Here is a 26,065-nt window from a genome sequence, read left to right as displayed (position 1 = left end):
GCGGTTAGCGGACGAAGTCCACAACGGACTTGGTGACTCGCTCTGGGTCTTCCAGGTGGGGGAAGTGGCCGATGCCTGGCCAGATTTTCGGTTCGCTGTGGGGGCCTGCCCAGTGGACTGACGCCAAGGCGGTTTCCGGGAGAATGCAGGTGTCGTCCGCGCCGTGTAGTTGCAGTACGGGGGCGGAGATGCGGCCGTCGACGGCGTCGGTGAAGCGCCTGCCTTCGCCTCGGAACTGGGCACGGAAGGCCCAGCGGTAGTACTCCAACGCGGAGTGGGCGACGCCTGGGACCAGCATGGCTTGGCGGAACGGCGGCATCGTCTCGGTGAAGTCCGAAGAGGATCGCCAGGTCTCGCCGGACCATTTCGCGAACAGTTCTTCTACCGCTGCCGCGTTGTCGCGGACCAGCCATTTCTCCGGGGCCATCGGTACCTGGAAACGGAAGAGGTGGCCGACCGCGCGGATCTGGCTGCTGGTGCGCTTCACCGCCGACTTGAACGCCAGCGGGTGCGCGGCGCCGATCGCGGTCACCGAGGACACGAGACGCGGGTGCAGAGCCGCGACTGTCCAGGCGAGCATGCCGCCCCAGGCGTGGCCGACCAGGTGCGCCCGGCGGGCGCCCAGGGTCTTGATCAGGCCGCCGACGTCACCCGCCAGGGTCCAGGCGTCGTAGCCGCGCGGGGGTTTGTCCGAGTCGCCGTAGCCGCGCAGATCTACCGCTACCGCGCGGAAACCCGCGTCGGCCAGTGCGGGCAGCTGGTGTCGCCAGGTCCACCAGAAACCCGCGAACCCATGCAGGAGCAGCACTAATGGGCCTTCGCCGCATTCGGCTACGTGCAGGCGGATGCCGTTGGCCGAGACGTCGCGATGCGTCCACGGGCCGTCGACCCGCACGCTCGACGGGTCCGGCGTCAGCTCCACCACCGCGCGCGAGGGCTGGCGTCAGCCCTGCGTCGAGGGCAGGTCGTCGTCTTCGGCCGGCTTGCGCTTGAACGCCTCGGCCGTCTCCTTGACGCTGCTGATCGTGCGTTCCGGCGCGCGCAGCTTCTTCACCTTGCGCCAGCCGAGGAACGCCGTCGCGCCCACGGTGACCAGCATCAGGCCGAACACCGTCGCGAACGCGGGCCAGCGGATGCCCCACCAGTCCGACAGGCCCTCGGCGATCAGCAGGAACAGGAAGAAGGTGCTGTACAGAAAGACGGTGAGGGCGATCAGGAAGAAGACTGTCCCCTTGAGCGCCTTCTTCGCTTCCTGCGCCAGCTCGGCTTTCGCCAGCTCGATTTCGGCGCGGACCAGCGTCGACAGGTGCTGGGTGGCGTCGCCGACGAGCTTGCCGATGGACTGCTCGCTCGCCGCGGCTTCCTCGTCGCTGGACAGGGGCAGGTACGGCACGGCCCCCACGCCGTCGGGGCTGGTGCGCTCGTGTTTGGGGCTGCTCACTGGGTCATCGTGCCACGTGACCGTAGGCGAGGCGCGACGGACCGGCGGGAGTGTCGGGATCAAGCCGCCTTCGCGTGTACCCGGCTGCGCCGCAAGAGCAGCAAGGCCGCCGCCAGCGAGGCGATCGCCGAAGCGATCAAGACCGCCGCTTTGGCCACTTCAGCCGCTTCGCCGGGCAGTGCGAGTTCGGCGATCAGCAGGCTGACGGTGAACCCGACACCGCCGAGTACGGACAGCGCGGCCACGTCTCGCCAGCTCATTCCGCTGGGCTTTTCCGCCACGTGCAGCTTCACTGCCAGCAGACTCGCCCCGAAGATGCCGACGAACTTCCCGACGACCAGTCCGATGAGGACAGCCAGCGGCAACGCGGTGGTGAAAACCGTCGACAGCGCGTCGCCGTTCACCGAGATCCCCGCGGCGAACAAGGCGAACACCGGCACCGCCACCGCCGCTGACCACGGCTGCAAGCGGTGTTCGAGCCGGACCGCGGGTGCTTCTTCCTCGCCCTCGTCCTCGCGGACGCGAGTGAGCAGCCCGAGCGCGACGCCGGCGATCGTCGCGTGGATGCCCGCCGAATGCACCGCGACCCAGGTGATCAGCGCGATCGGCACGTACAGCCACGGCGTGCGGACGCGCTTGTGCTGCAAGAAGGCGTAAAGCCCGAGCGCGACCACCGCGACCGCCGCCGCGATCAGGTTGAAACTGCTGGTGAAGAGGATCGCGATGACGAGAATCGCGCCGAGGTCGTCCACCACGGCAAGGGAAAGCAGGAACACCCGCGCGCTGCTGGGCAGGTTCGAGGCGGTCAGCGCGAGCACGCCGAGCGCGAACGCGATGTCCGTGGCCACCGGGATCGCCCACGCCCGGTCGACGCCCGGCGTGCCCCAGGCGACCGCCAGCGCGAGCACCGCGGGAACGACCATCCCGCCGATCGCGGCGATCACCGGCAGCACCGCCTGCCGCCACCGGGACAGCTCGCCGACCACCAGTTCTCGTTTGAGCTCAAGCCCCGCGACGAAGAAGAACAACGCGAGCAGGCCGTCCTTCGCCCAGTCGCCGAGGGTGAGGTTGAGGTGCAGGAACTCCGGGCCGATCCGGAAGTCGCGCAGCGCCTCGTAAGCCGGCGCGAGCGGCGAGTTGGCCCAGACCAGCGCGACCGCGGTGGCTCCGAGCAGGATCAGCCCGCCGGTCGTCTCAGTGCGGAGGAAACGGGCGAATTCGGCGACGGCGCGGGCTGGGGTCACGAAAAACTCCTTGTGGGGACGGCGGCTCTCCCGCCGACCAGACTTCCCGGCACACCGATGTCCAGTTTACCGTCCGCAGTCGCCGATTACCGGCCGTTGTGACGAACGGCAACCCGGGACTGCCCGATGACGCTCGCATCTGCCCGCGCCGCGCGCAAACGCAGGTCAGCCCGTCGCGGCGGGCAAGTTGTCTAGTCCATACTGACGCCGGTTTTTCGTTCACCTGTTCGCCTTCTAGCATGCGAGGAGAGAACGACAACGATGTTGAATACAGGGACGAGGCAGTAGTGAGCACCCCTATCGACGCCCAGGCCGACACCAGATTTTTCGGGCACCCGAGGGGGTTGGCGAACCTCTTCGGCGTGGAGATGTGGGAGCGCTTCTCCTTCTACGGGATGCAGGGCATCCTCGCCATCTACCTCTACTACCAGGCCGACAAGGGCGGCCTCGGGATCGACCAGAGCGCCGCGCTCGGCATCGTCGGCGCGTACGGCGGCACGGTCTACCTCGCCACGGTCGTCGGCGCGTGGATCGCCGACCGGCTGCTCGGCTCTGAACGCACGCTGTTCTACAGCGCCATCGTGGTGATGATCGGGCACATCGCGCTCGCGGTGCTGCCCGGACTGACCGGCGTCGGCGTCGGTCTCGCGTGCGTCGCACTCGGGTCCGGCGGGCTCAAGGGCAACGCGACCTCGGTGGTCGGCACGCTGTACGCCGAGGGCGACGAGCGGCGCGACGCCGGATTCACGATCTTCTACATGGGCGTCAACATCGGCGGGTTCATCGGCCCGCTGCTGACCGGGCTCGCCCAGCAGAACGGCGGCTTCCACCTCGGCTTCGGCCTCGCCGCGATCGGCATGGCGCTCGGGCTGATCCAGTACACGATCGGGCGGAAGAATCTCGGCGCGAAGGCGTCCGAGGTGCCGAACCCGCTTCCGTCCTCGCAGCGCGCGCTCGTGATCGGCGTGGCCGTGGTGATCATCGCCGCGGTCGTCGCGCTGATCATGTCCGGAGTGGTCACCCCGGACAACCTCGCCGACGTCGTGGTCTACGTGGTCGTCGCGATCTCGGTGGTGTACTTCGTCGCGATCCTGGCCAGCAAGAAGATCACCTCGGACGAGCGCAGCCGGGTGCTGTCGTTCATCCCGATGTACATCGCGAGCGCCGCGTTCTTCTCGCTTTACCAGCAGCAGGCGACGGTCGTCTCGGTCTACAGCGACCAGCGGCTCGACCGCGACCTGTTCGGCTGGACGATGCCGGTGTCCTGGGTCAACTCGATCAACCCGGTGTTCATCATCGTGTTCGCCCCGATCGTCGCGGCGATCTGGACGAAGCTCGGCCCGAAACAGCCGTCGACGCCGATGAAGTTCGTGCTCGGCACGGTGCTCATGGGCGCGGCGTTCCTGCTGTTCCTGCCGATGGCGCACACCGGCACGAACGGCAGCCCGCTGATCGCGCTGGCCGGCATCCTGCTGGTGTTCACGATCGCTGAGCTGATGCTGTCGCCGGTCGGGCTTTCGCTGTCGACGAAGCTCGCGCCGGAGGCGTTCCGGACGCAGATGGTGGCGCTGAACTTCTTGTCGGTTTCGCTGGGCACGGCGATGTCGGGCAAGCTCGCGCAGTCCTATGACCCCAAGGACGAGGTGCCGTACTTCAGCATCATCGGCGGCACCGCGATCGTGGTCGGCGTGGTGCTGCTCGCGCTGATCCCGTTCATCCGCAAGCTGATGCGAGGGGTGCACTAGCGCGGCGCAGCCGCTCCGTTGAGGGTGGTGGCGGGGCGGGGTCCGGGGCACTAACCCACTGTGGTGCCGAAAAGCACTCCGACGAAGTAAGTGACGAGCATGGTGAGGGCGCCGACGCCGACGTTTCGGACGATCGCGCGCCCCACCTGCGCGTTGCCGAGCCTCGCGCTCACGAAACCGGTGAGCGTGAGGCCGACGACCACCGCCAGCGCGCACGCCCAGACCCGGACGCCGACCGACGTCCAGGCGATCGCCAGCAACGGCAGCAGCGCGCCGACGGAGAACGCCAGCAGCGAGGCCCACGCCGCCTGCCACGGGCTGGTCAGGTTGTCCGGATCGATGCCGAGTTCCGCCTCCGCATGCGCCTGCAGCGGGTCCTTTTCGGTCAGCTCGCGCGCGACCTGCTTCGCCAGCTCCGGGGAGAGGCCCTTGTCCTCGTAGATCTGCGCGAGTTCGCGTTCCTCGGCTTCGGGCATCGTTTTCAGTTCGTGCTTCTCGAGCCGCAGCAGCGCTCGTTCGGTGTCGCGCTGGGTGCTCACGCTCACATATTCCCCGCCCGCCATGGAAAACGCGCCCGCGACGAGCCCGGCAATTCCGGCGGTGAGGATCGTGGTGCTGTCGGTGGTGGCTCCGGCGACGCCCACGACGATGCCCGCGACGGACACGATCCCGTCGTTCGCGCCGAGAACCCCGGCGCGCAGCCAGTTCAGCTTGCCGCCGACGTCGTCGTGCGGTTCGTGCGCGTGCACCGCGTCGCCCATCGTTTCGGTCACCGCTTCAGTGAATCACGGAAATTGTTTCCGCGCGACATTTTCCCGGAGTTCAGGAATTCGGTTAAGAAAGGCAATCCTCAATGAATTGTGCCTTGCCTGACCGGGCGAATAGCCGGGTCTGGGCAGGCGATGCGGAAGTCCGTGCGGGCCCATCGAGGGCGCCAGGGGCCACTACCCGGGCGTTAAGGCGGCGCTGCGGGTGTCGTTGAGGCGCGTCTGCGGAACGGAGCCGCGGCGTGGGCTTGAAACGACGAACGCCCGGGTCCGGCGCCACAGTGGACACCGGACCCGGGCGAACCGGGTCTGGCTCAGTTGTCGAGTTCGGCCAGTGCCGCCTTCGCGGCTTCCAGTTCGGCCTCCAACTGCGCGACCTTCGCGGCCTGCGCCTCGCGGGCGGCGTTGATGACCTCGTCGATCGGGCCGGACAGGTCGTCGTGCAGTTCCTTCGCTGCCCGCGAAACCGCCGCGGCCGGGACGGCCAGGCCCTTCGCGACCCACTTGGCGCCGTTCTTCAGCTCGGCCTGCCACTCGCCGTCCGCGGTGCCGGTGACGGTGAGCGTCAGCTCCACGGTGCGGGTCTTCTTCGCCGTCGACGCCGCGGCCTTCGGGCGGCCGCGCTTCGGCTTCGGCGACTCGACGGCCGGGGTCTCCTCAGTGGACTCCGACGCCGGCTTCGGGGCGTCCGCGGTGGCGGAGTCCGAAGACTCGGGAGCGGCAGTGGGCTCGGCGACTTCCGGGGCCTCCGGGGTGCCGGCGGCCTGCGGCGATGACGCCGCCGCCGGCCCGGCCGCAGTGTCCTCGTCGTGCGTCAAGGCTTCCACGGACATTCGTGTCGTCTCCTTGCCCGGATCTGGGTTGGGTACGCGGGCATCTTAGAACATGCGTTCGATGCCCGCACTTCTGGGGGATCAATGCAGGAAGGGACCCTCCCAGCCGGGAGAGCCCCTTCCTGACGGTGAAGAACTTACTCCTCCTTGCCGGAGTTCAGTCCGGAGGAGATCAGGTCCATGACCGACGAGTCGGCGAGCGTGGTGACGTCGCCGATCTGGCGGTTCTCCGCGACGTCGCGCAGCAGCCGGCGCATGATCTTGCCGGAGCGGGTCTTCGGCAGTTCGGCCACGACCATGATCTGGCGCGGCTTCGCGATCGGCCCGATCTCCTTCGCGACGTGGTTGCGCAGCTCCTGCACCGCGTCGTCCCCGCCGTCCACGGCGTTGCCGCGCAGGATCACGAACGCGACGATGCCCTGTCCGGTGGTCGGGTCGGTCGCGCCGACGACCGCGGCTTCGGCGACCGTCGGGTGCGACACGAGCGCGGACTCGACCTCGGTGGTGGAGATCCGGTGCCCGGACACGTTCATCACGTCGTCCACGCGGCCGAGCAGCCAGATGTCGCCGTCCTCGTCGTACTTCGCGCCGTCGCCCGCGAAGTAGTAGCCCTGCTCGGAGAACCGGGACCAGTAGGTGTCGCGGAAGCGCTCGTCGTCGCCCCACACGCCGCGCAGCATGGACGGCCACGGCTTGTCCAGCACCAGGTATCCGCCGCCGCCGTGCGGGACCTCGGCGCCGGTGTCGTCGACGACCTTCGCCGAGATGCCCGGCAGCGCGCGCTGCGCGGAACCCGGCTTGGCGGCGGTGACGCCGGGCAGCGGCGAGATCATGATCGCGCCGGTTTCGGTCTGCCACCACGTGTCGACGACCGGCGTCTTGTTCGCGCCGATCTTGTCGCGGTACCAGATCCAGGCCTCGGGGTTGATCGGCTCGCCCACGCTGCCGAGGACCCGCAGCGACGACAGGTCGTACTTCGCCGGGATGTCCTCGCCCCACTTCATGAAGGTGCGGATCAGCGTCGGCGCGGTGTAGTAGATCGAGACCTTGTACTTCTGGATGATTTCCCAGTGCCTGCCCTCGTGCGGGGTGTTCGGCGTGCCTTCGTAGACGACCTGGGTCACGCGGTTCGCCAGCGGCCCGTACACGATGTACGAGTGGCCGGTGATCCAGCCGATGTCGGCGGTGCACCAATAGACGTCTTCGCCCGGCTTGTGGTCGAACACGACATTGTGGGTGTACGCGGTCTGGGTCAGGTAGCCGCCCGAAGTGTGCAGAATGCCCTTCGGCTTACCCGTGGTTCCCGAGGTGTACAGGATGAACAGCGGGTGCTCGGAATCGAACGCTTCCGGCTTGTGCTCAGTGGACTGTCCGTCGACCAGTTCGTGCCACCACAGGTCGCGGCCCTCGGTCCACGGCGTCTCGCCCTCGAGGTCGCTGCCGGTGCGCCGGACGACGATGACCTTCTGCACGGTTTCCGCGCCCTGCAAGGCTTCGTCGACGTTCGCCTTCATCGGCGCGGCCTTGCCGCGGCGGTACTGGCCGTCCGAGGTGATCACGATCTTCGCCGCCGCGTCGTCCACCCGCGCGCGCAGCGCCGTCGGCGAGAAACCGCCGAACACCACGCTGTGCAGGGCGCCGATCCGCGCGCACGCCAGCATCGCGAAAATCGCCTCGGGCACCATCTGCAGCTGGATCGCGACGACGTCCCCGGCCACGACGCCCAGCGACGACAGCGCGTTCGCGGCCTTCGAGACCTCGTCCTTCAGCTGCGAGTAGGTGATGTCGCGGGTGTCGCCCGGTTCGCCGACCCAGTGGATCGCGACCTGGTCCCCGTGGCCGGACTCGACGTGCCGGTCCACGCAGTTGTACGCGACGTTCAGTTTCCCGCCCACGAACCACTTCGCGAACGGCGCATTGGTCCAGTCCAATACCTGGGACCACTTCGTGTCCCACGACAGCCGCTCCGCCTGCCCGGCCCAGAACTGCTCCCGGTCAGCATCCGCCGTCGCATACAAATCGGCCTTCGCGTTCGCCTGACCAGCGAACTCTTCGCTGGGAGGAAACGTGCGGCTCTCGGTGAGCAGGTTGTCCAACGCTGGGGACTGCTCGGTCATGGTGCAAAGCCTCCTGTAGTGCGAACCCGCGGCTCAGGGAACGCTAGCGACGTTAGTCCGCCTACGACAAGGTTGCAGCCACGTTGCGCGCACAGCGCCAAGCGATGTGCGGCGAGGCTCAGCCGAGGCGGGCGAGCAGCCGGGCACGGGCGCCCGGCCACTCGGCGTCCGTCATCGAGTAGAGCACCGTGTCGCGGGTAGTGCCGTCCGGACGGATCCGGTGCGCCCGCAGCACCCCTTCGCGCAGCGCGCCGAGCCGTTCGATGGCGCGTTGCGAACGGAGGTTGCGGTTGTCGGTTTCCCACGCGACGCGCTGGGCTCCCCAGTCCTCGAAGGCGTTGCGCAGCAGGAGGAATTTGGCCTCGGTGTTGAGCGCGGTGCGCTGGAATTCCGCGCCGATCCAGGTGTGCCCGATCGAGAGGATCCGGTGCTTCGCTACTACCTGGTAATAAGAAGTCGTCCCGGCGACGCGGCCGGACGCGACGTCGATCTGCGCCCACGGGCGGCGGTCCGGGTCGGCGAGCGCGTCCTTCACCATCGTCTCGGCTTCGCCGAGGTCGGCGGGCTGACGGACGCTCAGCCAGGCCCAGATGCCCGGGTCGGCTCCCGCCTCCAGCAGGCCGGGGGCGTGCTCGGGCGTGAGGGGTTCGAGCCGTACGTGGCGGCCGGACAGAATGGGGTGCTCGCTCCAGGTCACGGGCTCACGCTACGGCGGCAAGTGGCTGTGTCGAAGTGCCATTTACCGGTCATTTCAGCAGTCCACTATTCGGCCGCTTATGCTCCCTGGACCACCCGGAGAAAGAGAGCGCGCATGGCCGAGGAGCGAGAAAACCTCACCTGGGAGTTGTTCGGTTCGGCGAGCCGGGAACTGGCACAGGAGGTGGCCGCGGACGGGTTCGTCCCCGACCTCATCCTCTCTATCGCGCGCGGCGGGCTGTTCGTCGCGGGCGCGCTCGGGTACGCGCTCGACGTGAAGAACCTGCACGTGATGAACGTCGAGTTCTACACCGGCGTCGACCAGCGGCTCGACCTTCCGGTCATGCTGCCGCCGGTGCCCAACGTGGTGGATCTCACACACAAGAAGGTGCTGGTCGCCGACGACGTCGCGGACACCGGGGCGACGCTCAAGCTGGTCCGGGACTTCTGTGCCGACCACGTCGCGGACGTGCGGTGCGCGGTGGTTTACGAGAAGCCCGCTTCGACGGTGAAGTGCGAGTACGTGTGGAAGCGGACCGACCGGTGGATCAACTTCCCGTGGTCGGTGCTGCCTCCCGTCGTGGAGCGAGCGGGGCAGGTGCTCGACGCGTGAGTGATCCGCTGAAGCCGCTGCTGGAGCTGGACGGCGTCGCCGCGGCCGCCAAAGCCGCGCAGGACGCGATCTTCGCCGTGCACCGGCTGCCCGCGAACCTGCGCGGCGGGGCGGAGACCGCGGCTGAGGCTTCGGTTCGTGCCGCACGGGCTTCGGCGGGGATCGACGGGGCCAATCCCGAGTTGCCGGAAGACGGTTCGGTGACCGACCCGCTGCTCGCCGGGGCGTTGCGGGTCGCGGAAAAGCTGGAGTCGTTGCTGCCGACCTGGCGGCGGGCTCCGTTGCAGACAGTGGCCCGGCTGCATTTGCTGGCCGCGTCCGACGTGGTGTCCGATCCGGATCAGCTCGGCCGTCCGCAGCGCGGCGGCGAGCGGCTGGAGTTGCTGGCTCAGCTCGTCACCGGGGCGACTTCCGTGCCGGGACCGGTGCTGACCGCGGTCGTGCACGGCGAACTTCTCGCGCTGGCCCCGTTCGGTTCGGCGGACGGAGTGGTCGCCCGAGCGGCGGCGCGGCTGTCGATGGTCGCGACCGGCCTTGATCCGAAGGCGTTGACGGTGCCGGAGGTCGCGTACTTCCGGCGCGTTCCGCGGTACGTCGAGCTCGCGCAGGGGTTCGCCGGCGGGACCGTCGACGGCGTGCGCGAGTGGCTGCTCTTCTGCTGCGAGTCCTTCGAAGCCGGGGCGAGCGAGGCGCGGAGCATCTCGTCGGCCGCTGGCTGACGCGTGTGGCCTGACCACACTGTCGAACGGCATTCTGTGGTCGATTGAGCCATGGTCGCCCAGGTCGGAGCGACTTACTGTTTCCGGCCATGACCAGTGACAGTTCCCTCGCCGGACGCACCGCGCTGGTGACCGGCGGCGGCAGTGGCATCGGGCTGGCCTGCGTGCGGGCGTTCGGCGCGGCCGGGGCCAAGGTGCACGTCGTGGACGTCGCCGGGGCGGAGGCGGCTGCGGCTGAGGTCGGCGGACAGGCGCACGTGGTGGACCTGACCGACCCGGCGGCGCTGGCGACTCTGCCCGCGGACGTCGATGTGCTCGTCAACAACGCGGGCGTGCAGCACGTCGCGCCGTTGCCGGAATTCCCGGCGGAGCGGTTCGCCTTCATCCAGTCGTTGATGGTGACCGCGCCGTTTTTGCTGATCCGCCAGTGCCTGCCGGCGATGTACGCGCGCGGCTGGGGACGGATCGTGAACATGTCCAGCGTGCACGGCGTGCGGGCGAGTCCGTACAAAGCCGCTTACGTCACGGCGAAACACGCGCTCGAGGGACTGTCCAAAGTGGCCGCTCTGGAAGGTGCGGAGCATGGCGTGACCAGCAATTGCGTGAACCCCGGCTACGTTCGCACGCCGCTCGTCACCGGTCAGCTTGCAGCGCAGGCGGCCGAGCACGGGGTGCCGCCGGAGGAAGTGCTCGAACAGGTTTTGCTGCGCCGGGCCGCGATCAAGCGATTGATCGAACCCTCCGACGTCGCCGAGCTCGTGGTGTGGCTGTGCGGCGAGTCCGCCGGACACGTCACCGGTGCGTCGCTTCCCGTTGACGGCGGCTGGACCGCTGGCTGAAATCCCCTTTCCCCACAACGGAGTGGAGTCCACTATGGACAAAAAGCTGCTGCGCGTCGTCGGAGCCGGGCTGATCGGAACCACCATCGAGTGGTACGACTTCTTCCTCTACACCTCGGCCGCCGCGCTGGTCTTCAACAAGCTGTTCTTCCCGACCGCCGATCCGCTCACCGGCACCCTGCTGGCGTTGCTCACCTACGCGGTCGGCTTCCTCGCGCGGCCGATCGGCGGGCTCGTGTTCGGGCACTTCGGCGATCGGATCGGGCGTAAGAAACTGCTGGTCGTGAGCCTGTTGATGATGGGCGGCTCGACCTTCGCGATGGGCTTGCTGCCCACGTACAGCGCGGTCGGCGTGCTCGCGCCGGTGCTGCTGACGCTGCTGCGGCTGATCCAGGGCTTCGCACTCGGCGGCGAGTGGGGCGGCGCGGTGCTGCTGGTGTCCGAGCACGGCGACGACCGGCGGCGCGGGTTCTGGGCGTCGTGGCCGCAGACCGGCGTTCCGGCTGGAAACCTGCTGGCCACGGCGGTGCTCGCGATCCTGGCGTCGGCGCAGTCGGACGCGACTTTCCAAGCTTGGGGCTGGCGGATTCCGTTCCTGTTGTCGGGTGTGCTGGTCGTGCTCGGCCTGTGGATCCGGCTGGCGGTTTCGGAATCGCCGGTGTTCATCGCGGCGAAAGCCGCCGCGGACGAGCGTGCGCAGGCGCCGATCGTCGACGTCTTCCGCGGACACTTCCGTGCGCTGGCGGTGACGTTCGGCGCGCGCATCGCGGAAAACGTGTCCTACTACGTGATCACCGCGTTCATCCTCGTGTACGTGACCACCGGGCTCGGCCTGCCGAAGGCGACCGGCCTGACCGCGGTGCTCGTCGCGTCGGCCGTGCACTTCGTGACGATTCCCTTGTGGGGCTTGCTTTCCGACAGGATCGGGCGGAAGCCGGTGTACCTGTTCGGCGTCGTCGGGATGGCAGCCTGGTCGTTCGGCTTCTTCTGGCTGCTCGACCTGCGCACGACCGGTTCGGTGATCGGCGCGGCGGTGATCGGCCTCGTCGTGCACGGCGCGATGTACGGGCCGCAGGCGGCGTTCTTCGCGGAACAATTCCCGACACGGGTGCGCTACACCGGGCTTTCGGTCGGCGGCCAGCTGTCGTCCATCGCGGCCGGTGCGGTCGCGCCGTTGATCGCGGTGGCGCTGTTCGAGGCGTACCACTCGACGGTTCCGGTTTCGGTCTACGTGGTCGCGATGTGCTTGTTGTCGCTGGTCGCGCTGCTCGCCGCCCGCGAGACGCGCGGCGCGTCGCTGCACGAGACGGCGGCCGAACGGCAGGCTTCAATGACAGCATGACGGGTGTGGACCCCACTGCCGAGGCGTATCGCCGGCTGCTCGAACTGCTCGCCGCCGGAGCGAGCAGCGAGCAGTTGGCGCATGTCGCTGCCCGGGGCTTGTCCGCGGAACAGTCCGCCGCGATCGGTTCGGCGACGGAGCTGGCGTTGCGGATCCGCGAGACGCTCAGCGAACACCGGCGGCGGGAAGCCGAGCTGACCGCGTTGTTCGACACCGCGAGCGACCTCGCCCGGCTGCGCGATCCGGACGCGGTGCTGCGATCGATCGTCCGGCGCGCCCGGACGTTGCTGGGCGTGGACGTTTCGTACCTCAGCCTCAACGACGAGGCGAACGGCGAGACGTACATCCGGGTCACGGACGGGTCGGTTTCCGCGCTGTTCCAGCAAATTGTGCTGGGGATGGGCGAGGGCCTCGGCGGTCTCGTAGCGCAGACCGCGCGCCCGTACGCGACCGCGGACTACTTCGAGGACGAGCGGTTCCGGCACACGAACCCGATCGACGCGGGCGTCCGCGAGGAGGGTTTGAAGGCGATCCTCGGCGTACCGCTGGCGATCGGCGGCAAAGTGCTGGGCGTGCTGTACGCGTCCGACCGGTCGTCGCGAGCGTTCTCGACGGCGGAGGTCGCACTGCTTTCGTCGCTGGCCGCGCACGCGGCGATCGCCTTGGACACCGCGCACCTCCTGGAAGAAACGCGCTCGGCCGCTGCGGAACTGAACGCAGCCAACGCGACGATGCGCCGGGCCGACGACGCCCACGACCGCCTCATGGACCTCGTGCTCGGTGGCGCGGATTTGCCCGCGGTGGCAGCAGAAGTGGCCGGCGTTCTGCGCGGCTCGATCGCTGTGCATGACGAGGAAGGCGGGCTGTTGGCCGGTACCTCGGTCACTTTTGACGCTGCCGCAGTAGCTTCGTCGCACGCCAATGGCCGCGCGGTGTCTACAAAGGACGTCTGGGTTTGTGCGGTGCGGGCAGGCCGGGAATTGCTCGGCAGCCTGACGCTCTCCGGACGCCCCGAGCTAGCCGGGGACGACCGTCGGCTCTTTGAACGGGCCGCGGTTGTCACGGCATTGTTGTTGCTGCTGCGTCGTTCCGTGGCGCAAGCCGAGGATCAAGTGCGCGGCGAATTGCTGACCGACCTGCTCACCGCGCCGACCCGTAACCCAGGCTCCTTGATCGCTCGCGCACGTCGGTTGGGTGTCGATTTGTCTTCGCCGCACACGGTTTTGGTCGCGCACGCTTCGGGAATTTCTCGACGCGGGCTCGCTGCCGCCTGTGCTCGATACGGCGATCTGGTCGGCGTCCACGCGGAGCAAGTCGTCGCGCTCGCCCCGGATCAGCCTGCCGCAGCACGGATCGCCGCCGAGCTGAAGTCCGTTGTGGACTGTCCGGTGACCGTCGGCGCGGCTGGCCTGGCGAGCGGTCCCGAAGCGTTGGCGCAGGCATACAATGAAGCTGTTCGATGCGTTAATACTTTGCTGGCTCTCGGCCGCGAAGGCGACGGCGCGGCGATGGCCGACCTCGGGTTCCTCGGCGTTCTGCTCGGCAGGCATTCCGACCTGTCCGGCTACGTCCACGCGACACTCGGCCCAGTCCTCGACTACGACGCTCGCCGCGGCACCGACCTTGTCGGCACGCTGCGCGCATACTACGCGGCTGGCGGGAATTTGGCGCGGGCAAAGGAAACCCTGCACGTCCACGTCAACACGGTCGCGCAGCGGATGGAACGCCTAGCGGTGCTGCTGGGCGAGGATTGGCGCGAACCGGAACGCTCGCTGGAGATCCAGCTCGCGCTGCGCGTGCATCAGCTCGGCGGTTGACGGATTCCGGCGTGGATCAGGTCGAGCATCCGGTCCAACTGTTCAGGCCCGTCCGGCAGCGTCCGCATGCTGCACGCTCCGACCACGGTCACCACGACGTCCTGTGCGCGAACGTCCGCCCGAAGCGTCCCATCTGCCACCCCAGCGTCCATGATCAACTGGACGGCCTCAGTCAACTCCGCGCGGACCTGCGTCATGTCGACGGTGCCCGCCTCGATGATCGCGCGCAGTGTGTCGGCCATGTCGTGCTTCGTGCCCGCGTACTCGGCGAAGCGGTCCATCCACCGACGCAGCGCGCGAAGCGGCTTCTCGCTCTCAAGCAGCTTCGGCGCGCTCGCGACGACCTGCGCCAACTCGTCCCGGTAGAGCGCCTCGACCAGCGCTTCACGAGTAGGGAAGTGCCGGTAGAGCGTTCCGATGCCGACACCCGCTTCGCGCGCGACGCGCTCCAGCGTCACGGGCTCGTCGCCTTCGCCGAACGCTGTGCGGGCAGCAGTGAGCAGGCGCAGACGGTTGCGTTCAGCGTCCGCGCGCGGCTTCTTGGCGCTCGACAAAGCGGAGGGTCCTCCGGTTCTGCTACGGTGGTGATACGGAGGCGCCTCCGCATCAACTTCCACTATGCCACGGCAGGAGTCTTTCCTCATGACGGCAACCACTGCTCCAGGCGGCACCGCGAAGCTCGCCGGCCACGAGGTCGCGCGGATCGGCTACGGCGTGATGCAGCTCGGCCGCCCCGGAACCGACCGCGCTGACCAGGTAAAACTGCTGCGCGACGCGGCGAGCGCGGGCGTGAACCACCTGGACACCGCCCAGTTCTACAGCGACGGCCGCTGCAACGACCTGATCCGCGAGGCGTTCTCGCCCTATCCGGACGACCTGGTCGTCGTGACCAAGGTCGGCGCCGAGGAATCCCCGCACGGGCTCCAGCTCGCGCAACAGCCCGAGCAGCTTCGAGCGCAGGTCGAGGCCAACCTCGCCTCGCTCGGCGTCGACCAGCTCGACGTGGTCAACCTGCGCCGCGCTGACGCCGGACCCGGCCTGATCGCGGAAGGCGACCAGCTCGTCGACATCGACGACCAGCTCGCCGAACTGATTTCCCTGCGCGACGCGGGAAAGATCCGCTCGCTCGGGCTCAGCAACGTGTCCGCCGACCAGCTCCGGCACGCGCTGCCGGTTGGGATCGTCTGCGTGCAGAACTCCTACAACGTGCTCGCCCGCGCCACCGAGCCGGTCCTGGAGCTGTGCCGGGGACACGAGATCGCCTGGGTGCCGTACTTCCCGCTGGGCTCCGCGTTCGAGCTGGGCCAAGACGTGCGCGGCAATTCAGTCGTGACCGCCGTCGCGACCGAACTCGGCGTTACCCCGGCGCAGGTCGCGCTGGCCTGGCTGCTGCAGCGCTACGCGGGCACGCTCCTGATCGCGGGCACGGCGACTCCGGCACACCTCGCCGAAAACCTCGCCGCCGGCCAGGTGCAGCTGCCCGCCGAAGCGGTAGCTGCCCTGGACCGGCTCGGCTGACCTCAGAAGTTCAGCGCGGCGATCCGCTCGACATCGGCGAGGATGTTGATCTCCGTGATCAACCCGTCGGACACGGTGAACGACAGCACCGAAACCGGCTTCCCGTCGCGCAGGGCGACAATGCCGGGGCCGCCGTTGACGGTCGCGTACTGCGACACCAGGCCGACCGGGCGGAACTGCGACGCGCTGCCCGCGACCTCGGCCGCGCCGCGCACGACCTTCGAGCCGAGCCCGCCGGTGTCGACGCGCAGCAGAGCGTCCGGGTGCAGGAGCGCGACGAGCCCCTCGAAGTTGCCGCCGCGCGCTGCGGTGAGCCAGGCGTCCGCGATCTTGCGCTGCTGCGCTCGATCCGCCGGACCCGCCGGGGTCACGCCCTGCACACGGCGGCGCGCCCGGCTCGCCAGCTGCCGTACCGCGGCGGTGTTCTTGTCGAGCATCGTCGCGATCTCGTCGAACGGCACGGCGAACATGTCGTGCAGGACGAAGGCGAGCCGTTCCGCCGGGTCGAGCGCTTCCAGCACCACCAGCAGCGCGAGTCCCACCGAGTCCGCGAGGACCTCCTGCTCCGCCGGATCGACGCCGTCCCCGGTCTCCACGACCGGGTCCGGCACCCGGATGTCCAGCGGATCCTCGCGGCGGGTCGCGCGCGAGCGCAGCATGTTGAGGCATTGGCGCGACACGATCGTCGTCAGCCAGCTGCCGGTGTTGCGGACGTCCTCTCCCGAGGAGCGCGTCACCCGCAGCCAGGTCTCCTGAATGGCGTCGTCGGCCTCGGCGAACGAACCGAGCATCCGGTACGCCACCGCTCGCAACCTGGGCCGATGCTCCTCGAACTGAGCCGCCCAAAAATTCTCGTCCTGTTTTTCGTCCCGCACTGTCACATCTTCTCCTCGGGCCGGGTCCTACTGACAAGACCCGCCGAACACGGCGGACGTGACAGGAGGAGATCACCATGCAGGCACGGATGACCCACCCGATCCAGGTTCAGCCGGACGCGATGAAGGCGCTGATGGCGCTGAGCAAGGCCACGAACGACAGCACGGTCCCGGCGACCACGCACCACCTGATCCACCTGCGCGTGAGCCAGATCAACGGCTGCAGCATGTGCGTCGACATGCACGCGCGGGAGATGAAGGAGGCAGGCGAGAAGGACGAGCGGATCTGGGGCGTCGGCGCGTGGCGCGAATCGCCGTACTTCACCGACGCCGAGCGTGCCGCGCTGGACCTGGCCGAGCACGTCACCCGGCTGGCCGACCGGACGGACCCGGTCCCGGACGCGGTCTGGGACGCAGCCGCGGACATCTACGACGAGAAGGAACTCTCGTCGCTGCTGCTGTCCATCGCGGGCATCAACGTGTGGAACCGGCTCAACGCCGCGATCCGTCAGCCGGTCGGCTCGTTCTGACGCTGGGGTACTGGGGGTACTGCCGGGGCGGCGGCAGGGGGATCCGCCGCTGCCCCCGGCAGCTTCACACGCTCGCGGGCAACTGATCCCGGATCGCCGCGACGGCGGCTCGCGGATCGTCGGCCCAGAGGTCGAGCTGGGTGATTTCGACGGTGCCCTTGCGGCCCAGATCGACCAGTCGCGGTTCGCGCAGGGCGATCGAGAGGTTGGTCGCCTGGCTGATTCCCACGGCCAGCACCCCGTCTTCGGGCACGCTGACGCCGCCGCGCGCCTTGAGCGACCGGCTCGTCTGCCGTACGGAATCGATGCTGGCCAACGGGATCCGCTGGTCGAAGAAGGACAGATACCGCACTCGCAGCCCGTCGCGGCCGACCGAGTGCGGATATTTGTAGAGAGTCGCGACGAGGGCCAGGAACCAGAGCGCGCCCAGTATTTCCAGCACCAGCAACGCGATCCGCACCGGCGCCGACTTCACCACGACCTCGACCATGACGATGTCGACCGGGTTCACCGCCAGCATCACCCAGAACATCGGGCGGATGGTGCGGCTGTAGTGGATCGCGACGCCGTCCGGCGGCACGTCGGTCTGCCTGCGGAGCACGAGCGCCAGCGCCCTGGCCAGTACCAGCACTTGTCTCTTCACGGTGCCCCCTGAGGTGTCAGTCGGCGGTACCCAGCCGCGCGGCCCACTTCTCCTCTATTCTCCCGAATTTCCAGATCGCGAACGCGGCCAACCAGGTGACGACGAACAACCCGACGATCGCGAAGCCCACGTAGTCCAGGTTCACCGAGGCGATCGCGGCGAGCGGGCCGGACGTGATGCCGAGCTTCTCGGCGAGCAGCGTGACCAGTTCGATCGTCCCGATGCCGAGCGCGACCGCCACGGAAAGCGCGGTAACCGTGAGGTTGTAATAAATCTTCCGGATCGGCCGGGAAAACGCCCAGCCGTATGCGTAGTTCATCAACACGCCGTCGGCGGCGTCGAACAGGCTCATTCCGGCGGCGAACAGGATCGGCAGCACGAGAATCGCATACCAGGGCAAGGAAAACGCGGCCGCGCCCGCGGCGAGGACGAGCAATCCGATTTCCGTCGCGGTGTCGAAACCGAGTCCGAAAAGGACTCCCACCGGATAGATGTGCCACGGCTTCCGCACCGCTTTGGTGGCCCCGCGCAGCAGCCGGTTCATCAGGCCGCGGTTGTCGAGATGGCGTTCCAGCTCCGCCTCGTCCAGTTCGCCGCGGCGCATCCGGGCGAACACGCGCGCGATCCCGACGAGCACGACCAGGTTCATGATCGCGATCAGGTACAGGAAAATCCCGGATACCGACGTGCCGATCAGGCCGGTCGTCTCGTGCAGCGCGGAGCCACCGTCCTCCAGTTGCCCGGCGATCGCGCGGACGCCCGTCGACAGCAGCAGGCACAGCGCGAAGACGATCGTCGAATGCCCGAGGGAGAACCAGAACCCGACCGACAGCGGACGCTGCCCGTCGGCCATCAGCTTGCGCGTGGTGTTGTCGATGGCGGCGATGTGGTCGGCGTCGAACGCGTGCCGCATGCCGAGCGTGAACGCGGTGACCCCGAGGCCGATGCCGAACGTGCCGCCCGCGCCGAGCGCGTAATGCTCCGGCGCGACAACCAGCACGAGCAAACCCCAGCCGACGAGGTTGAGCAGCAGGATCACCGCCGCCATGCCGCCGATCGACCACCGGTCGCCGCGAGTGAGCCGCTGCGTCATCGCCGTCCTCTCGCTCGCCGGAAAGCCGTGAAGGGCCCCTTGCGGGAATCAGATTCCCGCAAGGGGCCCTTCACGGACAATCGGGTAAAGCTCAGCCGGCGCGCAGGTGCAGCGAGTCGAGCGCCTTGCGGACGTGCCCGCCCGCCGCGGAGAGCGCCTCGGCGGAGCGGGTGACGTCGCTGCCGGACAGCAGGTGCACGAGCGCCACCTTGAGGTCGCCGCCCGCTTCGGTGAGCGCGTCCGAGCAGTCGGCCATCGTCATGCCGGTGGCTTCCTGCAGGATCCGGATGGTGCGGCCGCGCAGCTTCGCGTTCGTCGCGCGCATGCTCACCATCAGGTTCGAGTACGTCTTGCCCAGCTTGATCATCGTCGCGCTGGAGAACGCGGTGAGGATCAGCTTCTGCGCCGTGCCCGCCTTCATCCGGGTCGAGCCCGCGATGGCCTCGGGACCGGTGGCGACGGCGATCAGGACGTCCACGCCCGCCGGTTGCGCGGCGCGCGGGTTCGCCGAGACGAGCCCGGTGTGCGCGCCGATCCGGCTGGCCTCGGCGAGTGCGCCGAGCACGTACGGGGTGCGCCCGGAGGCCGCGAGACCGAGCACGAAGTCGCCCGGCTGCACCGACAGGGCGATTTCCGCCGCGCCGGCGTCCGCGTCGTCCTCGGCGTTCTCGACGGCCTGCCGCAGCGCCTTCTCGCCGCCCGCGTGGTGGGCGACGAACCAGTCGCCAGGCACGTTGAACGTCGGCACCAGCTCAGCCGCGTCGAGTGTCGCGAGTCGGCCCGAGGTGCCCGCGCCGACGTAATGCACGCGCCCCCCGCCGCGCAGCGCATCCACGGCGTAGTCGACCGCGCGGGCCAGTTGCGGCAGCACCGCGGCCACCGCGTCCGGCACCCGGCGGTCCTCGGCGTTGATCGCGCCGAGGATCCCCATGGTGGACATCAGATCGATGTCCACCGTGCGCGGGTTTCGTTGTTCGGTAGGCGAATCGACGTGCACCGTCTGGCAGGGGACGGACATCAGATCCTCGCTTCTTGGTTCATTTGCCGGTTTCCCGCGGACGACGACGACCGTCGGGTCTGACCCCGAGCCGGTGCGAGCCGACCGCGTCCCTCGTGGCGTCCAACGCGCTGACCGACGCCTCCATGTGCCGCTGCGCGACACCGATGAAGAGGCAGTCGATCACGGTCAGCTGGGCGATCCGGCTGGCTGTCGCCCCGGACCGGAAGGTGGTTTCGCGGGCCGCCGTGGTGAGTACGTGGTCGGCGACCTCGGTGATCGGCGAGCGCGGGAAGTTGGTGACCGCGACGGTCACCGCTCCGTGCTCGCGCGCGACCCGCAGCGCCTCGACGGTGTCCGTGGTCGCGCCGGTGTGCGAGACGCCGACCGCGACGTCGCCCGGCTTCAGGACGGCGGCCGAGGTCAGCATGATGTGCGTGTCCGACCAGGAGAAGCTGACGCGGCCGATCCGGTGCAGCTTCTGCTGCAGGTCAGCGGCGACGAAAGCGCTTGCGCCCACGCCGTACACGTCGACCCGGCCTGCTTCGGCGACGAGGTCGATGACGCTCTGCAACTGGGCGACGTCGAGCTGGTCTGCGGTCTCTTCGACGGCGCGCGCGTCGGCGAAGCTGACCTTGCCGATGACGGACGCCAGGTCGTCGCCGGGGCCGATCTCGCCGCCGAGGTTGCGCGAGGTGCGCGCCTCGGTACGGGCGGTGTCCGCAGCGAGCGCGATGCGCAGCTGCGGGTAGCCGCCGACCCCGACGGCCTTGCAGAAGCGTGTAACGGTGGTCTCAGAGGTGTTCGCGGCGAGCGCGACCTCGGTGATGCTGCGGCGCGCGACAGCGGCCGGGTCTTCCAGGACAACCTTCGCGACCCGCTGCTCGGCCCGGGCGAGTCCGGGCAGCAGCGAGCGAATGCGGACCAGGGGGCTCGCATCCGCGTCGCGCGCCGTCGCCTGACCTGCGAGGTGCTCGGAGGGTGCGCTGCTGATTACGGATCCCGCATCATCCGCCGTCGGAAAGTTACTAACCGTTGGCATTTGCGACAAGGCTACCCACATCCTTCGGCAGAACCACAACCCGTCCGTGTCTGCGGACTTCGGTTTGCGATTAATCGTTGTCAAGAAAGTCGCCAACCGAGTCCACGGCGTTAACGACCTCAAGCTAACGACTTGGCAACTAAGTGTGTCTAGCGAAGGAGTCTTGTTCCACTGAGTGGGGACACGAAGGTGGCAATGCGCGGCGGGGTGCCTACCGAGCGCTCAATTTCCAGCCCGAAGAGGCCAGCTCCGAGGGGTTTCGCTCACCATCGAGAACGACGTGGCCGCGTTGGGTGACTTTCACACTATCGAGGGAAACTCCCCGTCCCGTGTAATTCGGATCGGTGCTGTAACGCCACCGGAGCGAGGTAGCCGAGGACGCGGGCACCTCCGCGGACACCCGCCACCAGGAGCGGTGCCCGTGTCCGCCGAGTGCGGACGTCTCGTCATCGGGTGCACCCGGGCCACGGGCCTGAAGCGGAACAGGTTGCCAATTAACCCCGTCGGTGCTCGATTCGAGCTGCAACGGGTCGCTCGGGCCCTCGGTGTCGACGAAAGCGGCGAAGGACACGCGCAGTGGCGCACCCGCTGGAAGCGGTTGTGTGCTGAGCGTAGCGACGCCGTTGTTTCCCAGGCTTGCGTACCAGGCGTCGGGGCCCGCGACCGGCCGCACGGCCATCGCCTTCGCGAGCGAGGTCGCCCAGACCTGGCGGGCGGTGTTGATGGAACCCCAGGTGCGCGTGGGGTGCACGCGGTTGGTGAGCAGCAACGCGAACGACCGCGATTCCGGATCGATGACCAGCGTGGTGCCGGTGAAGCCGGTGTGGCCCGCGCTGATCGGCGACGCCAGCGCGCCCATGTACCAGGGCTGGTCCAGTTCGAAGCCGAGGCCGTGCTCGTCGCCGGGGAAGCGCTGGTTGTAATTCGTCAGCATCTTCGTGACGGTGTCCGGCCGCAGGATCCGGTGCCCGCGGTAGCTGCCGCCGTTGAGGATGGCCTGGGAGAGCAGGGCCATGTCGCCGGCCGTGGAGAACACGCCCGCGTGCCCCGCGACGCCGCCGAGCGACCAGGCGTTCTCGTCGTGCACCTGTCCGCGCACCAGCCCGCGCGGCGGGGTCGTCTCGTACTCGGTCGCGGCGATGCGGGAGAGCTTCGACGCGGGCGGGTTGTACCCGGTGTCGACCATGCCGAGCGGCGCGGTGATGCGATCGTGCACCACCTGGTCCAACGGCTTGCCGGACAGCTTCTCGATCAGGAAGCCGAGCGTGAGCATGTTGAGGTCGGAGTACAAGTACGTGCTGCCCGGCGCGTTCTTGAGCGGGCTGTCGAGCACCGCCTTGCGCCGCGACGGGATGTCCGGATAGCCCTGCCAGAGCGACGGAGACGGATCGGCGTCGAACCCGGAGGTGTGCGTGAGCAGCTGCAGCACGGTGACGTCCTGCTTGCCGTTGACGCCGAACTCCGGCAGATAACGCACGACCGGCGCGTTGACGTCCAGCTTGCCCTGTTCGGTCAGCTGCAGCGCGGCGATCGAGGTGAAGAGCTTCGAGATCGACGCCATGTCGAAAATGGTGTCGTCACGCATCGGGACCTGCTGGTCCGGCGGCAGCTCGGTGCCCTTGGCGTCGGCGTACCGGAGCGCGCCGCCGACGGCGTAACGGTCCACGACCACGCCGTCGTGCGCGAGCAGGCCGACCGCGCCGGAGAAGTGCGGATGCCCGCTCGCGTCCGGCTGCGTCCAGCTCTTCAGGAACTGTTCCGCGTCGCGGATCGGCTGCGGATCGAGGTTGACCTCGCTCGGACTGCCGTCGCGCAGCTTCGTGCTCGCCGGTGCGAACCCGTGCTGCGGACGGTCGAAACGCCCGGCGAAGCCGCCGTGCCGGTTGTCGATCGTGGCTGCTCCCGCGGTCGTCGTGGCCGCGACCAGTACGGCCAATGTCGCGACGAGCACTTTCCTAGCACGCATGACCGCTCTCCTCAGCGATAGATCAGGTGGGGGCGGCGGCTGCGGGCGAAGTCGGCGAGTTCGGCGCGCCACGCGCCGGTGATCTCGTCCACCCCGGCGCCGGCGTCGACCATGGTGCGCAGCCGGTCGGACCCGGACAGCTTGTCGATCATGTGGTCCGGCCGCCAGCCGAACTTGTCGGGCGCGACGCGCTTGGCCGTCACGAACATCGAAACGGTGGTGCTGATGGCGTCGAAGGCCCGCGGATCAGTGACGGTGACCTGTACGCCGCCGCAGGGCTCGTTCACGAACTTGCCGAAGGTGGGCACGAAGTAGATCTCTCGGAACGCCGCGCCCGGCAGGCGGAGCTTCTCGAGCTCTTCGCGCCAACGCCAGTCGAGGCCGGGCGCGCCGATGATCTCGAACGGTCGGGTCGTGCCGCGTCCTTCGGAGAACACAGTGCCCTCGAACATGCCTGTGCCCGGGTACACGAGCGCTGTGTCCGGCGTTGGCATGTTCGGGCTCGGCAGGACCCAACGCAGACCGCTGTCAGCGAAGAAACTGTCGCGTCGCCACCTGCGTACCTGGACGACTTCGAGCTTCGCCAGCTTCACGTCTTCGCCTGGAAGGAACTCAGCGGCAAAGAACCGTGCTAGCTCGCCGACGGTCATGCCGTGCTGCTGTGCGATCGGCTTCAGCCCGACACCGGACGAGAACTTCGGGTCGAGCACTGGGCCGGACAGCCGCCCGCCGATGGGGTTTGGCCGGTCCAGGACAACGAAGGCCGCGTTGACCTTCGCCGCGGCGACCATCGCCGTGTACAGCGACCAGATATAGGTGTAGAAGCGCGCGCCGACGTCAGCGATGTCGAAGACGACAGTGTCCACTCCGGCCTTCTGGAACAGCGAAGCGAGCTTCGCCGCGTTCGCGCCGTACGCGTCGTACACGGGGATACCGGTGCGCGGGTCGGTGTAATCGCCTTCGGAGCCACCGGCTTGCGCGCTGCCGCGGAAGCCGTGCTCGGGCCCGAAGGCCGCGACGGGACGTACGCCCGCCGCGACCATCGAGTCGACGATGTGGTCGCCGTTGGCGAGCACGCCCGTCGGATTGGACAGCACGCCGAGCTTGCGTCCGGCGAGCGGACGCCAGCCGTGCGCGGCGAACTGTTCAGCACCGGTGAGCACCCGGTGTTGCAATTCGGCTTGCGGTGCTTCGGGTGCCGCTTGTGCTGCCGTTGAGCCGCTCGCCAGTACGGGGACGGCGAGCGCCGGCACGGCCAGGAAATTCCTGCGGTTGAGAGTCACCAGGTCAGCCCGTGTCCGAAGGGGTACTTGACGGTGTGCACGTCCGCCCCGGCCGGGACGTCGACCGGCAGCTTCCCGCTGGGCTTCGTCTCGCCGAGCACGACCTTCGCCAACGCTTCGAGCGACGGCGTGATGTACCCGTAGGTGGCGAGCCAGGTCGGCACCGGGTTCGCGTAACCGGCGTCGTACGGAATCTGCGCGGCGACCGCGACCACCGGCTTGCCGGTGTCCATCAACGCCTGAAGCAGCTTGCCCTGCAACGGGAATCCGCCGAGGTTGTTGGTCAGCACCACGACGACGTCGTTCTGCTTCGCGGCTGCCGCGGCCTCGGCGATCTGCGCGTCGGTCGGGGTTTGCCCGGTCGCGAGCGCGGTCGCCTTCGTGCCGTGCGCGGTGAAGCGATCGGCAAGCGTTTGCGTCGTGGTCGCGCCCCAGCCGGTGACCAGCACCGACGACGGCTTCTGCTTGAGCGGCAGCACCCCGGCGTCGTTGGCGATCGCGGTGATCGAACGGTCGGCGATGCCCTGCGCGGCAGCCAGGTGTTCCGGCGTGCCGACCTTCTTCATGACCTGCGCAGGGTTGTTGAACGGCGAGAACAGGATTCCGCGCTTCAGCTTGAGCTTAAGCACCCGCAGCACGCTCTGGTCGATCCGCTGCATCGGCAGGTCGCCGGACTTCACCGCGGCGAGCACGGCGTTGACCGCGACGTCCAGGTGCACCGGCATGAGCAGCTGGTCCACGCCCGCTTTCAAGGCGAGGACCGGGATTTCGGCGTCGCTGTGCAGCTCCCGCACGCCCTGCATCTCGAGCGAATCGGTGATCACTACGCCGTTGTAGCCGAGTTCGCCGCGCAGCTTGCCGGTGATGATCGGCTTCGACAGCGTCGCGGGCTCACCGGACGGGTCGAGGCTCGGGAACTGGATGTGCGCGCTCATGATCGAGTCGATGCCAGCGGCGATCGCGGCCTTGAACGGCGGCACGTCGATCGCGCGCCAGTCCGCCTCGGAGCGGTTGATCTTCGGCAACCCCGTGTGACTGTCGGTGGCCGCGTCGCCGTGGCCGGGGAAGTGCTTCGCGGTGGACGAGACGGTCTGGCTCGCCGGCCCCGAGTTCTGGTAGCCCTTGACCTCCGCGGTCACGAAACTGCTGGCCAGGTCGGGTCGTCCGGAGAACGACCGGACGCCGATGACCGGGTTGGCCGGGTTGGAGTTGACGTCCGCGTCCGGCGCGTAGTCCTGGTTGATCCCGACCGCGCGCAGCTCGTGGCCCAGGATCGTGGCGGCCTTGGTCGCGCTGCCGGTGTCGCGTCCGGCGGCGATAGCCATCGAGTTGGGGAACTCGGTGGCGGGCGCGCCCATCCGCGTGACCGTGCCGCCCTCCTGGTCGGTGCCGATCTGCAGCGGGATGTGCGCGCCGCTGGCGATGGCCGCGCGCTGCAGGCCGTTGGACAGCTTCGCGACCTGCGTGGGGTCGTCGAAGTTGTCGCGGCTTGAGTTGTTGAAGTAGATGACGCCACCGAGGTGGTACTTCTGCACGGCTTGCGCGGCGGTGTCGACGCCGAAGTCGGTCTGGTTCTTCGGGTTGACCTCGTCCGCGGACTTGCCGTTCACCCACGTGACGAACAGCTGCCCCACTTTTTCTTCCAGGCTCATGCCGCGCAGCGCCTGTGCGGCCGCGGCGTCGAGCTGCGCGCCCGTTTCTTGCGGTGTCTGCTGCGGTTGTTTCGGTGCCGCGAACGCCGAGGAACTCAACCCCCCGACGGCGAGCACCCCCGCAAGGGGAACGGCGAACACCTGCATCCTCCGCGTGCGCGCGAGTCGGTTCGTCACGAATTGCCTCCCAGTGTCGCGTGCCGCCGCGGGTGCGGACGCGAGTCGTGAAGCGTCCACCGGGCAGCACCGGTATCGGGAAGCTACTCACCGCGATACGGGGTTGTCCATCGGCC

The 26,065-nt window shown here is 68.5% G+C and carries 24 protein-coding genes; 8 read left to right on the top strand and 16 right to left on the bottom strand.

Annotation, left to right across the window (positions count from 1 at the left end; translation table 11 throughout):
* Positions 1–4 precede the first annotated feature (4 nt).
* Genes H4281_RS38980 through nhaA form a run of 3 tightly spaced genes read right to left on the bottom strand, consistent with a single transcriptional unit; the run spans position 5 to position 2,685 of the window.
* Entirely contained in the window at positions 5–922 is a 918-nt protein-coding gene (locus H4281_RS38980; protein ID WP_182895874.1) for an alpha/beta fold hydrolase, read from the bottom strand.
* 21 nt (positions 923–943) lie between these two features.
* The gene (locus tag H4281_RS38975; RefSeq protein WP_116204929.1) at positions 944–1,441 is read right to left on the bottom strand and encodes a phage holin family protein; all 498 of its coding nucleotides are present in this window, start codon (positions 1,439–1,441) and stop codon (positions 944–946) included.
* A gap of 59 nt (positions 1,442–1,500) precedes the next feature.
* Positions 1,501–2,685, bottom strand: a complete 1,185-nt coding sequence (nhaA, locus tag H4281_RS38970; RefSeq protein ID WP_182895856.1) for a Na+/H+ antiporter NhaA — start codon at positions 2,683–2,685, stop codon at positions 1,501–1,503.
* Between the two features lie 287 nt (positions 2,686–2,972).
* Here nhaA and H4281_RS38965 point away from each other — a divergent pair, with 287 nt between their 5' ends.
* Positions 2,973–4,430, top strand: coding sequence for a peptide MFS transporter (locus H4281_RS38965; protein ID WP_182895855.1), 1,458 nt, complete (start codon positions 2,973–2,975; stop codon positions 4,428–4,430).
* Positions 4,431–4,480: 50 nt separating this feature from the next.
* Here H4281_RS38965 and H4281_RS38960 read toward each other — a convergent pair whose 3' ends face one another.
* The 4 genes from H4281_RS38960 to H4281_RS38945 all read right to left on the bottom strand — a co-directional run bounded on the left by H4281_RS38960 (position 4,481) and on the right by H4281_RS38945 (position 8,844).
* Positions 4,481–5,203: a VIT1/CCC1 transporter family protein gene (locus H4281_RS38960; protein WP_182895854.1), complete on the bottom strand. Its 723-nt coding sequence runs from the start codon at positions 5,201–5,203 to the stop codon at positions 4,481–4,483.
* Positions 5,204–5,511: 308 nt separating this feature from the next.
* The gene (locus H4281_RS38955) at positions 5,512–6,030 is read right to left on the bottom strand and encodes a DUF6319 family protein (RefSeq protein WP_182895853.1); all 519 of its coding nucleotides are present in this window, start codon (positions 6,028–6,030) and stop codon (positions 5,512–5,514) included.
* A 137-nt stretch (positions 6,031–6,167) separates the two neighbouring features.
* Positions 6,168–8,147 carry an acetate--CoA ligase gene (gene acs / locus H4281_RS38950; RefSeq protein WP_182895852.1) on the bottom strand — a complete coding sequence of 660 codons (1,980 nt, stop codon included), beginning with the start codon at positions 8,145–8,147 and terminating at the stop codon, positions 6,168–6,170.
* A 118-nt stretch (positions 8,148–8,265) separates the two neighbouring features.
* A complete protein-coding gene (locus H4281_RS38945; RefSeq protein ID WP_182895851.1) occupies positions 8,266–8,844 on the bottom strand; it encodes a GNAT family N-acetyltransferase in 579 nt (192 codons plus the stop codon).
* Positions 8,845–8,958: 114 nt separating this feature from the next.
* Here H4281_RS38945 and H4281_RS38940 point away from each other — a divergent pair, with 114 nt between their 5' ends.
* The 5 genes from H4281_RS38940 (at position 8,959) to H4281_RS38920 (ending at position 14,173) form a co-directional block, all read left to right on the top strand.
* Entirely contained in the window at positions 8,959–9,456 is a 498-nt protein-coding gene (locus H4281_RS38940; RefSeq protein ID WP_116204936.1) for a phosphoribosyltransferase, read from the top strand.
* Complete coding sequence (locus tag H4281_RS38935; RefSeq protein ID WP_182895850.1) at positions 9,453–10,175, top strand: Fic family protein; 723 nt, start codon at positions 9,453–9,455, stop codon at positions 10,173–10,175. The genes H4281_RS38940 and H4281_RS38935 overlap by 4 nt, the downstream gene beginning before the upstream one ends.
* An 89-nt stretch (positions 10,176–10,264) precedes the next feature.
* Positions 10,265–11,014 (top strand): 3-hydroxybutyrate dehydrogenase, encoded by a 750-nt coding sequence (locus tag H4281_RS38930; protein ID WP_182895849.1) that lies wholly within the window; start codon positions 10,265–10,267, stop codon positions 11,012–11,014.
* 34 nt (positions 11,015–11,048) lie between these two features.
* The gene (locus tag H4281_RS38925) at positions 11,049–12,356 is read left to right on the top strand and encodes an MFS transporter (protein ID WP_182895848.1); all 1,308 of its coding nucleotides are present in this window, start codon (positions 11,049–11,051) and stop codon (positions 12,354–12,356) included.
* Positions 12,353–14,173, top strand: coding sequence for a helix-turn-helix domain-containing protein (locus tag H4281_RS38920; protein ID WP_182895847.1), 1,821 nt, complete (start codon positions 12,353–12,355; stop codon positions 14,171–14,173). The genes H4281_RS38925 and H4281_RS38920 overlap by 4 nt, the downstream gene beginning before the upstream one ends.
* Here H4281_RS38920 and H4281_RS38915 read toward each other — a convergent pair.
* Complete coding sequence (locus H4281_RS38915) at positions 14,158–14,727, bottom strand: TetR/AcrR family transcriptional regulator (protein WP_182895846.1); 570 nt, start codon at positions 14,725–14,727, stop codon at positions 14,158–14,160. The genes H4281_RS38920 and H4281_RS38915 overlap by 16 nt on opposite strands.
* An 88-nt stretch (positions 14,728–14,815) precedes the next feature.
* On the opposite strand from H4281_RS38915, the gene H4281_RS38910 reads away from it, so the two are divergent.
* Positions 14,816–15,691: an aldo/keto reductase gene (locus H4281_RS38910; RefSeq protein ID WP_220508479.1), complete on the top strand. Its 876-nt coding sequence runs from the start codon at positions 14,816–14,818 to the stop codon at positions 15,689–15,691.
* A gap of 2 nt (positions 15,692–15,693) precedes the next feature.
* Here the strand turns inward: H4281_RS38910 and H4281_RS38905 are convergent, their stop codons facing one another.
* Positions 15,694–16,572, bottom strand: a complete 879-nt coding sequence (locus H4281_RS38905; protein ID WP_182895844.1) for a sigma-70 family RNA polymerase sigma factor — start codon at positions 16,570–16,572, stop codon at positions 15,694–15,696.
* A gap of 71 nt (positions 16,573–16,643) precedes the next feature.
* On the opposite strand from H4281_RS38905, the gene H4281_RS38900 reads away from it, so the two are divergent.
* On the top strand, positions 16,644–17,096 hold the full coding sequence (locus tag H4281_RS38900) for a carboxymuconolactone decarboxylase family protein (protein ID WP_182895843.1): 453 nt from the start codon (positions 16,644–16,646) through the stop codon (positions 17,094–17,096).
* Between the two features lie 64 nt (positions 17,097–17,160).
* Here H4281_RS38900 and H4281_RS38895 read toward each other — a convergent pair whose 3' ends face one another.
* The 7 genes from H4281_RS38895 to H4281_RS38865 all read right to left on the bottom strand — a co-directional run bounded on the left by H4281_RS38895 (position 17,161) and on the right by H4281_RS38865 (position 25,919).
* Positions 17,161–17,739: a hypothetical protein gene (locus H4281_RS38895; protein WP_182895842.1), complete on the bottom strand. Its 579-nt coding sequence runs from the start codon at positions 17,737–17,739 to the stop codon at positions 17,161–17,163.
* Positions 17,740–17,755: 16 nt separating this feature from the next.
* On the bottom strand, positions 17,756–18,832 hold the full coding sequence (nicT, locus tag H4281_RS38890) for a Nickel transporter NicT (protein WP_182895841.1): 1,077 nt from the start codon (positions 18,830–18,832) through the stop codon (positions 17,756–17,758).
* A gap of 91 nt (positions 18,833–18,923) precedes the next feature.
* On the bottom strand, positions 18,924–19,853 hold the full coding sequence (locus tag H4281_RS38885) for an N-acetylmuramic acid 6-phosphate etherase (protein WP_182895873.1): 930 nt from the start codon (positions 19,851–19,853) through the stop codon (positions 18,924–18,926).
* Positions 19,854–19,869: 16 nt separating this feature from the next.
* Positions 19,870–20,871 carry a MurR/RpiR family transcriptional regulator gene (locus H4281_RS38880; protein WP_182895840.1) on the bottom strand — a complete coding sequence of 334 codons (1,002 nt, stop codon included), beginning with the start codon at positions 20,869–20,871 and terminating at the stop codon, positions 19,870–19,872.
* A gap of 211 nt (positions 20,872–21,082) precedes the next feature.
* Positions 21,083–22,837, bottom strand: coding sequence for a serine hydrolase domain-containing protein (locus tag H4281_RS38875; RefSeq protein WP_182895839.1), 1,755 nt, complete (start codon positions 22,835–22,837; stop codon positions 21,083–21,085).
* Between the two features lie 11 nt (positions 22,838–22,848).
* Positions 22,849–24,120: an exo-beta-N-acetylmuramidase NamZ family protein gene (locus tag H4281_RS38870; RefSeq protein ID WP_182895838.1), complete on the bottom strand. Its 1,272-nt coding sequence runs from the start codon at positions 24,118–24,120 to the stop codon at positions 22,849–22,851.
* Entirely contained in the window at positions 24,117–25,919 is a 1,803-nt protein-coding gene (locus H4281_RS38865) for a glycoside hydrolase family 3 protein (protein ID WP_182895872.1), read from the bottom strand. Before H4281_RS38865 ends, H4281_RS38870 begins: the two co-directional genes overlap by 4 nt.
* Between the last annotated feature and the right edge of the window lie 146 nt (positions 25,920–26,065).

The sequence above is a fragment of the Amycolatopsis dendrobii genome (assembly GCF_014145675.1).
GTDB classification, from domain to species: domain Bacteria; phylum Actinomycetota; class Actinomycetes; order Mycobacteriales; family Pseudonocardiaceae; genus Amycolatopsis; species Amycolatopsis dendrobii.
Note: the sequence above shows the minus strand (reverse complement) of the source record. Positions and strands in the feature narration are given on the sequence as shown.

Coding starts and splice junctions, on each gene's coding strand:
- H4281_RS38955 (WP_182895853.1), bottom strand. CDS start 6,030: ATGTCCGTGGAAGCCTTGACGCACGACGAGGACACTGCGGCCGGGCCG.
- acs (WP_182895852.1), bottom strand. CDS start 8,147: ATGACCGAGCAGTCCCCAGCGTTGGACAACCTGCTCACCGAGAGCCGC.
- H4281_RS38940 (WP_116204936.1), top strand. CDS start 8,959: ATGGCCGAGGAGCGAGAAAACCTCACCTGGGAGTTGTTCGGTTCGGCG.
- H4281_RS38930 (WP_182895849.1), top strand. CDS start 10,265: ATGACCAGTGACAGTTCCCTCGCCGGACGCACCGCGCTGGTGACCGGC.
- H4281_RS38925 (WP_182895848.1), top strand. CDS start 11,049: ATGGACAAAAAGCTGCTGCGCGTCGTCGGAGCCGGGCTGATCGGAACC.
- H4281_RS38920 (WP_182895847.1), top strand. CDS start 12,353: ATGACGGGTGTGGACCCCACTGCCGAGGCGTATCGCCGGCTGCTCGAA.
- H4281_RS38910 (WP_220508479.1), top strand. CDS start 14,816: ATGACGGCAACCACTGCTCCAGGCGGCACCGCGAAGCTCGCCGGCCAC.
- H4281_RS38900 (WP_182895843.1), top strand. CDS start 16,644: ATGCAGGCACGGATGACCCACCCGATCCAGGTTCAGCCGGACGCGATG.
- nicT (WP_182895841.1), bottom strand. CDS start 18,832: ATGACGCAGCGGCTCACTCGCGGCGACCGGTGGTCGATCGGCGGCATG.
- H4281_RS38880 (WP_182895840.1), bottom strand. CDS start 20,871: ATGCCAACGGTTAGTAACTTTCCGACGGCGGATGATGCGGGATCCGTA.
- H4281_RS38875 (WP_182895839.1), bottom strand. CDS start 22,837: ATGCGTGCTAGGAAAGTGCTCGTCGCGACATTGGCCGTACTGGTCGCG.
- H4281_RS38865 (WP_182895872.1), bottom strand. CDS start 25,919: ATGCAGGTGTTCGCCGTTCCCCTTGCGGGGGTGCTCGCCGTCGGGGGG.